The organism is Marinobacter sp. THAF197a, assembly GCF_009363275.1.
Taxonomy (GTDB): domain Bacteria; phylum Pseudomonadota; class Gammaproteobacteria; order Pseudomonadales; family Oleiphilaceae; genus Marinobacter.
In genome coordinates this window covers 1,904,216-1,917,484 of the sequence record NZ_CP045324.1, presented here as the reverse complement: position 1 = coordinate 1,917,484, position 13,269 = coordinate 1,904,216, and the positions used below count along the sequence as shown (strand labels likewise).

Genomic DNA, 13,269 nt, shown 5'->3' with positions numbered 1-13,269 from the left:
TTTGTCTCCGTTTACTGCAGGGTCACGGTTGGCCCGGACCGGCCGCATTCACGGCTGGCTTCAGGACCAATGGGTTCAGGGATTCCCGGAACTGGCGATGATTCTCCAGCACCTGAGGGGAAAGGGGTTGGTTAAGCTCCGGCGCCTGGCTATTGAGCTCTGCCCTGGGCCTTCTGGGCAGCGTCGGGTTCTGCCAGGGCAGAATGTAAAGCACCCTGGGGTCATCGTCCCCCACGCTGGCAGACAAACCGCTCACTGTCAGGGCCGATTGCTCCCGGTCTTCGGCCGTGGCCGCCTGGAAAAAACCACTGGCCAGCACAACAATGCAGAGGCGGAGAAGATCCCGGCCGATGCTCATTGCAGCCTCCGCTCAAGGTCGGCGATCCAGCCAGCAACCAGCTTGTCTTCCTCGGCGGTCAACGCCCGGTATCGCTGGTAATGAACCAGCGCCTTATCAAGATCCAGCAGATAAAGCTCACTGATCACAGCCAGGTTGTAATGCAGCTGGGCAACGTCCGGAGCCGCCTCCACGCCCTGCTCCAGCAGGTTGGCCGCGTCCCGGAAACGGTTTTGCTGTTTCAGCAAAAGCGCCAGGTTATTGACCGTTGTCGCGTCGCTGGGGTCCAGGGCCACCGAGGTCTGCCAGGCCTTGATGGCCCCAGGGATGTCGCCGTTCTCATGGGCGTTCACCCCCTTTATGGCCCACTCTCTCGCCTGTTCCGGTGAATGCACAGGCTGCACCGCGGCCCGCTCGGGGGCTTTGCCGGGGCCAGTAGCGCAAGCGGTCAAACCCGCCAGCACCGAGATGATCAGGGCACGTTGCGCGTAGTGAAAACCTCTATGCACCTTCGTTCTCCTCCATGTTCCAGCTCATCCAGCGAAGTTCACGGTCGTAACGCCCCGGGTGCATGACGGCCAGCGCCTCCAGGCTCTGACCAATCCATTCATCAAAACCTTGGCTGGCAATGCGCCCGTGATTCCTGGAATGCAATTCCATTGCCCGCTCTTCCAGCGGCCAGGCTTCTTCTTCCAGAAGCATCTGGTATTGCATGGCTTCCAGCTCATTGAGTTCTGACGGTACCTCAGAAGCCATTAAGTCTGCCGCCAGGGTGCGATAGAGCTCGGCCCTTCGGTATAGCACCTCTGATGCCACAGTTTCTCCGGCAAAGGATTCCGCTTCGAGGAAATAGGCCTGGGCCTGCTCCATTGCCTTTTGCTTGCGTTCAAGTGCCCGCTCCAGGGGATGTTCCAGGCGGATGGCAGCAAATTCCTGAGCCACCGAAGCACCCAGGGCCAGCGCCGCCTTGCCGGCCCACAGCAGGGTTTCTTCCGAGTGCCACTGGCTCGCTGCTTCACGGGTGACCATCGCTTTCTGCTGGCGCACTGAATCAACGCCGGATTCAATCAACCTCTGGCGCATGGTTTGCTGCTGCACATGGTCAGCCGCCGCATCCGGATCCGGAGCAACCGCCAGCCAATCCACATACAGGGCATTGCGCTCGGGCAATTCACCGGCCTGGTGGTAGAGCGCCGCAGCGCGTAGCTTCAGCGGCCAGGGTTCTTGCGCACGTTCAGAGGCAGCCATCAGTTCACCGGCTGCTTTCAGAGGTTGGCGGGATTCGTGGTAGGCGTAGACCAGCTTTTCACTTACCTCTTCCGTGAGCTCATGGGCCGGGTAGTCGAGCCGGAAACGGTTCAGCTCGTTAATGGCCGTTTGCCATTCAGAAGCCTTGAGCAATGCATTACTGGCATCAAAGCGCGCCCGGATGGCAATCTCGATATTGGGCACAACGGAATTCACACGCTGGAAATGGGCGACTGCCACGGCAGTGTCGCCACTGGCTGCCGCTCTCTCACCTTGCCGGTAGATGGCCGTCGCCAGTTGCTCACGAATCTGTTCCGGTTCGTCCGGAGTTGTGGCCAGATCAGGCTCGCTGTCCACCAGCAACAGCGCCTGTCGCCAGGCCCGCTCTTCCAGCCCGAACTCCCCGGTTCTCTGGCGTACCCGGGCGGTCACCAGCCAGGTGGCATAACGTTCTTCGGTCTTTGCCGATTCAAGAACCAGTGTCGAACGGGCATACGCCAGTGCCTCATCATAGACACCAACCTCGTACCAGCGGTTTGCCAGGTCAGCCCTCAAACCTGAAAGCCTGGGGTCCTGCGTAAAGGTTTTGCCGAATTGTTGCTCCTCACTGGATAACTCCGCCAAGACGCCTCTGGCTGCCCCGGCAGCGCTTTCCTCAAGGGTCGATTTCAACACCTTGATAGCAGCCCAACCCGCCTCGGCCGCATCGGGGTACCGCTGCTGGCCGCCCCTACGGGCGCCGTAGGCGGCGTTGCGATAGTTCTCCAGAGCCTTGTTGCGGTTGCCGGCCTGTAACCGGGCATCGCCGGCCAGGTGCAACAGTTTGCCAGTGTCGCCGGAATGGCCTGCAAGTACTTCATAGTAGCCAGCCGCACTGGTCCAATCCTGTGCGGCATAATGGTAATCCCCCAGGAAGCGTGCATAGTCCCGCCAGAGAGCCTGCTGTTGGCCCCTCAACTCTTGAAACTTCGGCTGTGACTGGAACCGGGCCACATAATCTGCCCTCGCTTCACGAGCCTTACTGGTGTCGCCCGCCATCCGCCAGTAATCCACACTCTGAGCCAGGAAATCCGGAGCGGCTGAATGCTCGGAATAGTTCCCGGCGAACGCCTGGTTAATGCCAACGGCCAGATCAAAACGCCCTTCAAGGGCATGCAAATCTGCCAGCCGGTCGTAAAGCAGGTGCGGCCAGGCCACTGGCGCTCGGTTACCAAGCCACGCCGCCAATGTCGCAGAGTTGTCAGCCCGGGCGGCCATCAAAGCCAGCACCCGAAAACTGTCTTCAATCATGTCCAAACCAGTGTGCGGCGGATCCAGCAACGTGGCTTCGCTGGGAAGGTGTTGATCCAGCAATGCCATAAACGTCTCGGCCGACCGGTTCCAGGCCGCGGGCCCCTGTTTGAACTGGCTCCAACCCAGCATGTAACGGGCTTTCATGGCCAGGTCCTGGTGACCGTCACCTTCAATCAACTGCCGATACCCGGTTTCCGCTTCCTGATACTCGCCGGCGTTATAGGCAGCTTCGGCAATCCGGAACCGGGCTTCCGGCACCAGAGATGAGCGAGGGTACAGGCCCACCAGCTGTCTGAGTCGTTGGATGGACTCTTCATGTTGTCCAGTCAGTGCATGGGCTTTGGCCATCTGATAGAGCAACTCGTCGAGTTTGCCGGAGAAGGAGCCACGGGCCAGGATGCTCTCATAGCTGGCCAGAGCCTCTTCATAGACCGCCGACTGCTGCTCATCGGAGAAGCCAATATCCTGGCCGGAACGGTCTCGGATGTTATTGAGGCGATTCAGCGCATCAATACGGACTTCAGGTTCGTCGGACTTCTCGAACAGTTTCTGATAGCGACGAGCCACCTCTTTCGGCGAGATTGCAGGCAGGGGGCGGCTTTCAAACTTGAGAAACACCGGGCGCATATCGCCCAGGGTTTCGCCATCCCGGCCGAGTTCCACACGGAACGATTCCTGGGCCGCTACGCTCCCACCTGGAACTGCAGATATCAGGATTACAGCGAGCGACAACCGACGCATAAACTGACGATTCATCGGGCAGCCTCCCCGATGTTTTCCAGCGCAAGATACTCGTATAGGTGCGCAATCTGTTGTTCGGTTTTATCCAGGGAGTGAGCCATCCGCTGCTGTTCAGCGGCAACCAGGGCCAGCGCCTTTTCATCAAGGTAGTCAGCAGCCCGGGTGCGGGCTTTGCTCACACGGGTCTGCAGGCTAGAGATCTCGTCCCGCAATTGCCGGGCCTCGGCAAGGTTGTCCCGCAACTGCTCTTGCCTGCCGGCTTCACGACGGGGCAAGGACGACAGACGCTGCCCCCCAGACTGAAGCAAACGCTGCAGCTGCCGGAGCCGGGCGATGTGATCAGCACTCAATGGGCGATCCGCAAGCTGTTCAAGTTGCCGGGTTAACGTGTCTTGCTGCTCCTGCAACGCGGCCCGTTGGCCGCCCCCACCACCATAATGGTTGTTTTCCAGGGCACCGATAAATACATCGAGATCATGCTTGCTGCTCTCCAGGGAGAACGCCAGATCATCAAGCCGGGCTACCCGGCCAACCGCCGACTGCCCCTCGGCGCTCTCAAGGAAGCGAAGAAGGTAAGCCAGCCGGGGCTGGGTCAACGTTCGGCTGTCGGCAAGGAACCATTGGGTATCAACGCCCCGTGCGTCTGCCACCAGCGCCTTGTAGGCACCTTCAACACGGATTCGCTCTGCGAGCTTACCAAGCGTTACCCGCTCCCCTTCGTAAGCAGCGTTGGCAGCAAGCCAGGCTTCGCCGGCCTGCCCCGGATAGCCCGCCAGATCGTATCCACGGCCCATTCCGATCCAGGCATCGGCCACCCCGGGAAACGCCAGCGGGAATTTCTTGGCGCGGTGCCAGCTCTGCATCGCCGCTCGGTGATTGCCCTTTTCGGACAGGGCGAAACCATGCAGGTAAAGGGCCTGGGGGGTGTAATAGCTCTCCAGAGAGACTTTCTCAAGGAAGTCTGTGGCCTTGTCGTAATCCTGGTTGCGCACAGACAAATAGCCTGCCCGGAGATAAAGCTGATTGCGCAGATCCGCGCTACGGGCACTGTCGGGGTCTTTCGCAGCCATGGCCATGGCAACCCTCAAAGACACCAGGGCCCTTGATGGATCCAGGTCATCCCGGGCGAAATCGCCCGCCAGGTTCATATAGCCCACTGCGGCCCAGTAACCGTCGTCCATACTGGCAAGGTATTGGCCGGCACGATCCGCTTTTCCCTGCTGCCGCTGTGTTTCCGCAAGGTTCAGCAGTGCTCTTTGGCGAACCTCGCCAAATCCGGTTCGGACAACCTCCTGATACCACCGGTCAGCTTCGACCTGGTCCCCTCCCGCCTCTGCCAGTCGGGCAAGCTCCAGAGCGGCTTCGGCGCGATGAACGTTGCTGTTGAACACACGCTCCAGCAACCGTTTCGCTTCACTGGTTCGACCACTGGCCAGCAACACTCGCGCGTTAAGGTAGTCGGCGGAATCGCCTTTGACCTGGCCGGCCAGAGGAATAGCCTGTGCGATATTCCCGGTATCCAGCGCAAACCGGGCAACACCAGTGGCCAGCTCTGTCGGCACAGACTCAGATGCGCCTGCCTGAGGCACCGCCAGCGTACAAACCACCAGCAAAGCCCGGGCAGCGCAATGAACGGTGCGAACAGGTCCCGTCATGATCGGCTACTTCCATTCCTGGAACGTGACTTCCGGCTCGTAGTCCGGAGCCCGGGCATCGAGATTCATCTGTAGCCGCAAAGTACCCGGACGTTTATCAAACCGGTGAACCACCTCACGGCGGACAAAGCGCTTGTTGGCAGCGCGGGCGTTGATCACCGTCTTCAGCTGGTGGTTGCCGTCAGCCATATTGCCTACGAATAGCTGCTGCACCCCACCCTGCTCCAACGACGTTCGCTCCGTGGCGCTGTATAGATGGGATGCTACGGGCTGATCGTTGATAAAGAGTTCAACAGAATCAAGATTGAGTGCCTGCCGGTTCCCCAGGGTCAGGAATACCGAGACACGGGTATCCACCGGGTGCAGCAAGCGTTGCTCAAGGGCATGCACCGATGCCGAATGACGGGTAACGTCCGCTGTCAGGCGGTCGATTTCATCGTCCAGCGATGAAGCTGAAACAGAGCCGAATGCCAGTGCGGCCATCATTCCGGATATCCAAAGCCCCTTGGTCCCTGGGACAATCCGGCAGTGTTGTGATTTTTGTTTGCCGAACATAATTTTCCTGCCGTGCGATCTCGGGCCCCGGCAAAACCGGGCACCGTTACAATTCGAAATAAAGAGTAACACCCGCTAACAACCAAGAACGGTATCCAATTCACCAAATGAAACTTTCGCCGGCAGTGGCGTAGGAATAAGTGTCGAGTTATTTGACAGAACAAAAGGCGGGAACGAAGAGGGCCAGTGGATACGGCCGAACTAAAAAGGTAACCAGTTGATAATTAAAGCCTATTTACCAGTGGCCCAAGGCTTGCTATGGGGAAAGCGGCGGGAGCGCCTTCTGGCAACCCCCGCTTGAATATGCCGAGCTTTGCCGATGCCCTCAACCGCATCGGCTTTTTTTTGATCCACCCACCTCGAACAGAACTACTTGCTCAGGTGTTTCATGGCGGATTCAAGCCCCTCAATGGTCAGTGGGTACATATGATTATTGACCAATTGCTTGGTTATGCCCAGCGAACCACCGCTACCCCAGTAACTTTCCGGTAGCGGGTTCAGCCAAACCACCTTGCGGAAATGCTCCGACACCCGCTGGAACCAGGTGGCGCCGGCTTCTTCATTCCAGTGCTCGATAGACCCACCGGGATGGGTAATCTCGTAAGGTGCCATGGTGGCGTCCCCAACAAAGATAACCTTATAGTCCGGGGTGTACTTGTGCAGGATGTCCCAGGTGCTCAGGGTCTCATTCATGCGGCGAATATTGTTCTTCCACACACTCTCATAGATAAAATTGTGGAAGTAGAAATACTCCATGTGCTTGAACTCAAGCCTGGCGGCGGAGAACAGCTCTTCACATACTTTGACGTGCGGGTCCATGGAGCCGCCGACGTCGAAGAAGATCAGAACCTTCACCGCGTTGTGCCTCTCTGGCACCATTTTCAGATCCAGGTAGCCGGCGTTGCGGGCGGTGGAACGGATGGTGTCATCCATATCCAGTTGATCTGCCGCCCCCTGTCGAGCGAATTTACGCAACCGGCGCAGGGCCACCTTGATGTTGCGCAGCCCCAGGGTGATGCTGTCGTCGAGATCACGGTATTCCCGTTTTTCCCACACTTTGACGGCCCGGCCGTGGCGGCCGTTCTTCTGGCCAATCCGGAAGCCTTCAGGGTTATAGCCATTGGCACCAAAGGGTGAAGTACCGCCGGTGCCGATCCATTTATTGCCGCCGGCATGGCGCTCGTTCTGCTCTTCCATGCGCTTCTTGAAGGTATCAATCAACTCCTCAAGGCCACCCAGGGACTCAATCTTGGCTTTCTCTTCTTCGGTGAGGTGCTTCTCGAACTCGGCCCTTAGCCAGTCGTCAGGGATCAGGGCTTCGAGCAGATCGTCCAGGTTCTCGATGCCCTCAAAATACGCCTTGAAGGCCCGGTCAAACTTGTCGAAGTGCCTTTCGTCTTTCACCAGGCACACCCGCGCCAGGTAATAGAACTCCTCCATGTCTGCGAACGCCAGGCGCTGCTGGATAGCTTCCAGCAGGTCAAGGAACTCTCGCAGACTGGCCGGAACCTTGGCCCGGCGCACTTCGAGGAAAAAATCGATCAACATAGAGCGAAACTCTTGCCAGAGATCAGTTGCGGCGACGTGCCATGAACGCCAGCTTCTGCAGCAGGTGCACGTCTTGCTCGTTCTTCACCAGGGCGCCATACAGAGGCGGCAGTGCAGAACTGCTGTCCTTCTCCTGAAGCGCCTTGGCAGACAGCTCATCGGCCATCAGCAGTTTCAACCAGTCAATCAGCTCCGAGGTGGACGGCTTTTTCTTCAGCCCGGGCACCTTGCGCACGTCAAAGAACACTTCGAGGGCATCACGCACAACCTGTTGCTGAAGGCCCGGGAAATGCACATCCACGATGTCTTTCATGGTGTCGTGGTCCGGGAAGCTGATGTAGTGGAAGAAGCACCGGCGCAGGAAGGCGTCTGGCAGCTCCTTTTCGTTGTTACTGGTAATGACCACAATCGGGCGTTTCTTCGCTTTCACGAATTCCTGGGTTTCGTATACGAAGAACTCCATGCGGTCGAGTTCCAGCAGCAGATCGTTCGGGAACTCGATGTCGGCCTTGTCGATTTCATCGATCAGGAGCACCACCTGCTCATCGGCCTCGAAGGCCTCCCAGAGCTTGCCCTTGACGATGTAGTTGCGGATGTCCTTGACCTTTTCATCGCCCAGCTGGGAATCACGAAGGCGGGATACCGCATCATACTCGTACAGGCCCTGCTGGGCCTTGGTGGTGGATTTGATGTGCCAGGGAATCAGGCGCATACCCAGCGCCGCGGCCATTTCTTCCGCCAGCAGGGTTTTTCCGGTGCCGGGCTCGCCTTTGATCAGCAACGGGCGCTGGAGCGCGATTGCTGCGTTTACAGCCATCTGCAGGTCATCGGTGGCTACGTATTTATCGGTACCGGTAAACTTCATGTGTCTGTTTCCTGTTGGTTACTTTTTCTGATCTTCGTCGTCTTTATCGGTGTCGTCGGCTTCGGACTTGTCCGTAGCCTCGTCGTCCGCTTCTGATTCGTCCAGCTCCGGCAGATCATCAAACTCCGACAAGTCGAAGTCTTCAAGACCGAACTCATCATCGTCGTCTTCCTCTGGCTCTGGCTCTGGCTCTGGCTCTGGCTCTGGCTCTGGCTCTGGCTCTGGCTCTGGCTCTGGCTCTGGCTCTGGCTCTGGCTCTGGCTCTGGCTCTGGCTCTGGATCAGTTTCGGCCAAAGTCTCATCGTCTTCCGGCTCTTCGTTAACCGCATCATCGGCAACGGGAATCTGGTCATCTTCCGTTTCCAGAATCTCATCGCTTTCAAGCGATTCGGTCAGTTCCGGGACTTCCTCGGACTCCGGCGTTTCATCCGGTTCGCTGTCTGGCACAGCCGCTGCCACCACAGGGATCTCCGGCTCTTCCTCCGGCAGATCCTCCAGGGTCTCTCTCTCCGCTGCGGCGGCCTGCTCAGCCTCCGCAATGGACTTCTTCTGGCGCCAGGCGAAAAGCCCCAGCCCGATAATGGCCACCAGCAAGGCGGCACCCGCCCCAAATGCCCAAACCGGTATTCCCCACAACGTGCCTTTCTCCGGTACGTGAACCGGTTCAGGTTGTGGCTCCGAGGGAGCTTCTGCCTGTTCAGGCTCAGATTCTGGCACAGGCATTGGTTCCGGGTCCTCGACAGGCACCGGCGCCTCGACCGGTTCTGGCTCAGCCGGCGCCTCGGGTTCAACCTGTTCACTGAGGTCAGGCACCAGAGGCTCAGACACCACCGCCAGCTCAGGCTCCTCGCCCGGCAAAGTGAAAGCGGTCATTGCACTGAATTTCCGGGAGAACGTACCGCCGTCAGCCACCACATCAATCTGGTACCGCCCGGGAGCAGGCAGACGCGTCACCGTGTCCCGATAAACGCCGTCTTCCGGTGGCTGATCACCAGACAGCACCTTGGTGCCCCGCCGGCCATCATTGGCGGTGATCGACAGGCTTACCTGCATCACGCCCAGAAAATCCGAATTCCTGATCTGCTCGGATTCCTCGAAAAACACGACCTCCAGATTGAACGGCGTTTCTTCCGAAAATTCTGGCGGCACCTCACTCACGGCCATGCGCAAGTCACTGACAACCGTCACCCGGCTACCCTGCCCGAGGTCTCCAACAATACGCCATCGCCCGGCGGCTGGTTCAGTTACGGTAATCAGGTCGTAACCCGGCTCTACCGCCCACCGCACGTTGTCTGGCAGATTATTGGCCGTGAACGGCTCACCATCCGGCTCAGAGAGGGCCAGGCTTCGCGCTTCGGAGTCGGAGCCGCCCGTGAAGATCAAAGCGGTAAATTCCCGGACGCCAGCATCTACGGCGAAGCCATCGCCCTCAATGGGAATCTGCTCCTGCGGTACGGCCGTGTTCAGGGCATCCGCAAACGCCAGATTGAGTGCTTCAGCGGTTTTGGCCAGTTGAAAGCTGCCGCCGGTTTCCCGGGCCAGGCGCTGCAGGAAGGTGATGTCTGCCAATTCCGACAGGCCAACGGTATGGATAGTGGCGCCTTTGGCTTTCAGGGAAGGCAGCAGGGTTTCAAGGATGCGCCGCTCCTCTTCACGGCTGGCAGCCTCTCCGCCCGGAATATCGACCTTGCCGTCACTCAGTAGAATCAGGTGGGTGTTTTCCAGGGTTCCGTCAGACAACCAGTCGTCGCTGGCCTTTTCCATGGCCAGCCCGAGATTGGTATAGAGGGCGACGGAATTGATCTGCTCGGAACGCTCAATAACCCTGTTACGCCAGGCATCATCAACAGTGGCGTGGGGTACCAGCATGTTGACATACTGGCCGAAGGTCCAGACACCGGCTTCAGCACCCGCTGGCAGCATCCGGGCCAACAAACGCACCGCCGGCCGGCGAAGGTTCTCCGGGTCGGTTTCTTTCATAGAGCCGGAGATATCAACAATGATGCGCACGTCGGCCTGCTCGGGTAATGTCAGACCTGAACCCTGGGCACTGGACTGCGCTGGCACAAAACTGGCCAACACCAGCATTAGGATTACCTGAACTCGCTTCATAGCTACCCTTACCTGTCTGACATTTCGCACGTTCTTGGAGTTATTTGCGCACCAGCCGATACCGGACGAGATCCAGAATCCAGACCAACAACATCACCAGAGCGGCAATGCTGAAATTCAGCAGTGCCCTGCCCGCCGCGTCGGCGTCTCCCAGAATAAGTTCGTAACCGGCGAACAACCAGGCGGGAATCCACCAGCCTGCAAGCTCTGCAGACTCTACGGGCGTCAGAAATAAAACAACCAGAGCCGACAACAGCAGCGTCCGCACACCATAGAATGGCAGTATCCGAAACAGCGCTTTCATCATGTAGAACAGCACAACGAAAGCAACTGCATAGGCCGCCCAGAAAATTCCGTAAGCTAGTGAAGCATCAGTATCGATCATTACAGAACCCAGTGAATAATGTGGTCTTCCCAATCCTCTTCCGGCACGCTGTCCTCAGAGACGACTTTGCCCTGAACGGATACCCCGGCACGATGCACGGAATCCGGATCACCGGATCGCAAGGGGTGCCAGTCCGCAAGGGGCCGGCCTTCCGCCAACGTTCGATAAGCACAGGTATACGGTAACCAGTGGTAGCCTGATACCGTTTCCGGTGTCAGAACCGTACAACCTGGAACTTTCTTCAGCCGGTCAGAATACACGGTACAACGGCAGGTTTGCGTATCCATGTAACCGCAGACCAGGTCGGTGTGGTACACCTCGCCGGTGTCTTCGTCTTCAAGCTTCTGCAGGCAACAAAGCCCGCAGCCATCACACAGAGATTCCCACTCCGGCCTGGTCATTTCGTTGAGGCGCTTACGCTGCCAGAAGGGAATCTCTGCGATCATTGTCCACGCCGCTCGATTTTACTTCGAAAATCAACAATATAGGTTTCCTGCTCTTCCGGCATTTGCAGAAAGAAATCCTTCTCGGCCAATGCCTCCAGCACTTCTTTGCCGGTGGTCCTGGCGAGCTTTTTGTCCGGGCTCAACAGCAGATCCATGGCGTGAACCGGCTGCCCGAAGATCGAACGCAAAGCCTCGGGGAGATCGCCCCAGTTCTGGCCGCGGCGAACATAGATGTAGGTATCGCTTTTTTTACTGCTGCGAAACACCGATACAAATTCACGGTCTTTCATTGTGCGAGAAGCTCCTCAATTTCCGGGACGACCGGCGCCAGTATGTCTCTGCGCCAGCCTTCAAAAAACGGATTACCTGCCATGGTGCCATCTTCAATAACGCCTTCAAGGCGTTTTCTTGGCGCCAGCAATTCAATTGGTATATCAGTATCGTCTGCCACTTTTCTGAAGCAACGCTTAACTTTCTTGAACAGCGCCTGCTGATCTCGGGTCAGCGGCCTGGGTATGGGCTTCAGATCGGTGTGGTCGGCTTCTCTGGCACCCCGAACCAGTTCCAGCAGGTGTTCACCATAACGCTTTACAATGCCGCCCGGAACGCCCTGCACATCATTCAGGGCTCTGAGCGAGCCAGGGCAGCGCTCGGCAATGGCTATCAGCAAGCCATCATTCAACACCCGGTTTCGGGGGCGATCCAACCGCCGGCACTCCTGTTCCCGCCACACCACCAGGGCTTGCAGAACCGCCTGCTGTTCCCGATTCAGTGTCCAGCCACCGCGAAGTTTCAGGTAGTGTTGTCCGGCGTCCTCCAGGCTGGCCGCTTCATCCGCAAAGCGCTGTGACTCGTCGGCCATGGCCTGCTGCAGCCCGCGCTGGCGCAAGCCGTGGCAGACCCACTCATACACCGGTTGCAAAAAACGAATATCATCCAGAGCATAGCGCTCTTGTTCCGGGCTCAATGGCCTGGCTACCCAGTCGGACCGGGTAACAGATTTATCCAGGGTTTCGCCGAACAGGGTTTCCACCAGGCGGGCATAACCCACGGAAAACCCGGCACCGGCCAGTGCCGCGCCAATCTGGAGGTCCAACACACCTTTAGGCATCACATCCAGCCAGTGCCGGAACAGCTCAAGGTCTTCGCTCATGGCGTATAGCAGCTTTGGTCGCTGACTATCCGCCAGCATCGCCCGAAACCGTTCGGAGGCCTCGGCTACATCCGGATCAATCAGCCAGAACTCACCGCCGCCGCCCAACTGCACCAGACCGGGAATGGGATAGAAAGTAGACACCCGCTCAAATTCTGTGTCCAGCACCACCGGTACCCCGGGCTCGAGGGCGTCCAGCCAATTGTCCAGGGTATCTGGCTCGCGAATCCAGCGAACAGTGTCAGGGGCCGGGGGAACGGTAACGGCCGGTGCAGAAAGAGTCATGAAGGAACCTGAGACGTTATTCAGACAGGGGCTTGCGGCCCCGGAATGCATGGGTAAGTGTAAAGCCGTCTACATAGCCCAGCTCGCCACCCACCGGGATGCCATGGGCCAGACGGGTGATCAGGATATTCTGGCCATCCAGGCGGTCGGCGATGTAGTGGGCAGTTGCCTCGCCTTCGACGGTGGGATTGGTCGCCAGGATCAGTTCGGTCACGCCTTCTTCGCGCACCCGCTGTAGCAACCGTTCAATACCGATTTCTTCCGGGCCCACGCCATCAATCGGCGACAAGTGCCCCATCAGCACGAAATAACTGCCCCGATAATCGCCGGCCTGTTCGATGGCAAGCAAGTCAGAAGGACTTTCCACAACGCAAAGGGTGCCGGTGCGCCTTTCAGGCTTCTCGCAGATATGGCAGATTTCGGTGTCGGAGAAATTCTGACAGCTGTTACAACGACGCACACCGTCCATGGCCTGGCTCAGGGCACCGGCTAGCCGGGTGCCGCCGGAGCGGCCCCGCTCCAGCAGATGAAATGCCATGCGCTGTGCTGTTTTCTGACCAACTCCGGGCAAGCACCGGAGAGATTCAACCAATTCATCAACCAGGGGGCTGAATGCCATGAACGCTCCTCAAAGACTATGGCGGGC

General features: G+C 58.3%; 13 protein-coding genes. All 13 read right to left on the bottom strand.

The features are described 5' to 3' along the window. Positions 1-22: 22 nt before the first annotated feature. Complete coding sequence (locus tag FIV08_RS08900) at positions 23-358, bottom strand: hypothetical protein (RefSeq protein ID WP_152438059.1); 336 nt, start codon at positions 356-358, stop codon at positions 23-25. Further along, positions 355-846, bottom strand: coding sequence for a tetratricopeptide repeat protein (locus FIV08_RS08895; RefSeq protein WP_152438058.1), 492 nt, complete (start codon positions 844-846; stop codon positions 355-357). Before FIV08_RS08895 ends, FIV08_RS08900 begins: the two co-directional genes overlap by 4 nt. Further along, positions 839-3,634 (bottom strand): tetratricopeptide repeat protein, encoded by a 2,796-nt coding sequence (locus FIV08_RS08890; RefSeq protein WP_152438057.1) that lies wholly within the window; start codon positions 3,632-3,634, stop codon positions 839-841. Before FIV08_RS08890 ends, FIV08_RS08895 begins: the two co-directional genes overlap by 8 nt. Further along, a complete protein-coding gene (locus FIV08_RS08885) occupies positions 3,631-5,274 on the bottom strand; it encodes a tetratricopeptide repeat protein (protein ID WP_152438056.1) in 1,644 nt (547 codons plus the stop codon). Before FIV08_RS08885 ends, FIV08_RS08890 begins: the two co-directional genes overlap by 4 nt. A 6-nt stretch (positions 5,275-5,280) precedes the next feature. Beyond that, positions 5,281-5,760 (bottom strand): AraC family transcriptional regulator, encoded by a 480-nt coding sequence (locus tag FIV08_RS08880; RefSeq protein ID WP_323847476.1) that lies wholly within the window; start codon positions 5,758-5,760, stop codon positions 5,281-5,283. A gap of 438 nt (positions 5,761-6,198) precedes the next feature. Next, on the bottom strand, positions 6,199-7,377 hold the full coding sequence (locus tag FIV08_RS08875) for a vWA domain-containing protein (protein ID WP_058089669.1): 1,179 nt from the start codon (positions 7,375-7,377) through the stop codon (positions 6,199-6,201). Between the two features lie 22 nt (positions 7,378-7,399). Next, positions 7,400-8,242, bottom strand: coding sequence for an AAA family ATPase (locus FIV08_RS08870; RefSeq protein WP_061331101.1), 843 nt, complete (start codon positions 8,240-8,242; stop codon positions 7,400-7,402). 18 nt (positions 8,243-8,260) lie between these two features. After that, positions 8,261-10,354 carry a VWA domain-containing protein gene (locus tag FIV08_RS08865; protein ID WP_152438055.1) on the bottom strand — a complete coding sequence of 698 codons (2,094 nt, stop codon included), beginning with the start codon at positions 10,352-10,354 and terminating at the stop codon, positions 8,261-8,263. A 40-nt stretch (positions 10,355-10,394) separates the two neighbouring features. Continuing rightward, entirely contained in the window at positions 10,395-10,739 is a 345-nt protein-coding gene (locus FIV08_RS08860) for a hypothetical protein (protein ID WP_061331099.1), read from the bottom strand. Next, positions 10,739-11,185 (bottom strand): YcgN family cysteine cluster protein, encoded by a 447-nt coding sequence (locus tag FIV08_RS08855; RefSeq protein ID WP_152438054.1) that lies wholly within the window; start codon positions 11,183-11,185, stop codon positions 10,739-10,741. Before FIV08_RS08855 ends, FIV08_RS08860 begins: the two co-directional genes overlap by 1 nt. After that, positions 11,182-11,475, bottom strand: a complete 294-nt coding sequence (locus FIV08_RS08850) for a YcgL domain-containing protein (RefSeq protein ID WP_152438053.1) — start codon at positions 11,473-11,475, stop codon at positions 11,182-11,184. The genes FIV08_RS08855 and FIV08_RS08850 overlap by 4 nt, the downstream gene beginning before the upstream one ends. Next, positions 11,472-12,623, bottom strand: coding sequence for a ribonuclease D (locus FIV08_RS08845; protein WP_152438052.1), 1,152 nt, complete (start codon positions 12,621-12,623; stop codon positions 11,472-11,474). The genes FIV08_RS08850 and FIV08_RS08845 overlap by 4 nt, the downstream gene beginning before the upstream one ends. Before the next feature lie 16 nt (positions 12,624-12,639). Further along, positions 12,640-13,242 carry a recombination mediator RecR gene (gene recR / locus FIV08_RS08840; protein WP_072677420.1) on the bottom strand — a complete coding sequence of 201 codons (603 nt, stop codon included), beginning with the start codon at positions 13,240-13,242 and terminating at the stop codon, positions 12,640-12,642. Positions 13,243-13,269 lie beyond the last annotated feature (27 nt).

Bases quoted from the DNA above. Each gene is read 5' to 3' on its own strand.
- recR (WP_072677420.1), bottom strand. From the start codon at position 13,242: ATGGCATTCAGCCCCCTGGTTGATGAATTGGTTGAATCTCTCCGGTGC.
- FIV08_RS08880 (WP_323847476.1), bottom strand. From the start codon at position 5,760: ATGATGGCCGCACTGGCATTCGGCTCTGTTTCAGCTTCATCGCTGGAC.
- FIV08_RS08860 (WP_061331099.1), bottom strand. From the start codon at position 10,739: ATGATCGATACTGATGCTTCACTAGCTTACGGAATTTTCTGGGCGGCC.
- FIV08_RS08865 (WP_152438055.1), bottom strand. From the start codon at position 10,354: ATGAAGCGAGTTCAGGTAATCCTAATGCTGGTGTTGGCCAGTTTTGTG.
- FIV08_RS08855 (WP_152438054.1), bottom strand. From the start codon at position 11,185: ATGATCGCAGAGATTCCCTTCTGGCAGCGTAAGCGCCTCAACGAAATG.
- FIV08_RS08900 (WP_152438059.1), bottom strand. From the start codon at position 358: ATGAGCATCGGCCGGGATCTTCTCCGCCTCTGCATTGTTGTGCTGGCC.
- FIV08_RS08885 (WP_152438056.1), bottom strand. From the start codon at position 5,274: ATGACGGGACCTGTTCGCACCGTTCATTGCGCTGCCCGGGCTTTGCTG.
- FIV08_RS08890 (WP_152438057.1), bottom strand. From the start codon at position 3,634: ATGAATCGTCAGTTTATGCGTCGGTTGTCGCTCGCTGTAATCCTGATA.
- FIV08_RS08875 (WP_058089669.1), bottom strand. From the start codon at position 7,377: ATGTTGATCGATTTTTTCCTCGAAGTGCGCCGGGCCAAGGTTCCGGCC.
- FIV08_RS08850 (WP_152438053.1), bottom strand. From the start codon at position 11,475: ATGAAAGACCGTGAATTTGTATCGGTGTTTCGCAGCAGTAAAAAAAGC.
- FIV08_RS08870 (WP_061331101.1), bottom strand. From the start codon at position 8,242: ATGAAGTTTACCGGTACCGATAAATACGTAGCCACCGATGACCTGCAG.
- FIV08_RS08845 (WP_152438052.1), bottom strand. From the start codon at position 12,623: ATGACTCTTTCTGCACCGGCCGTTACCGTTCCCCCGGCCCCTGACACT.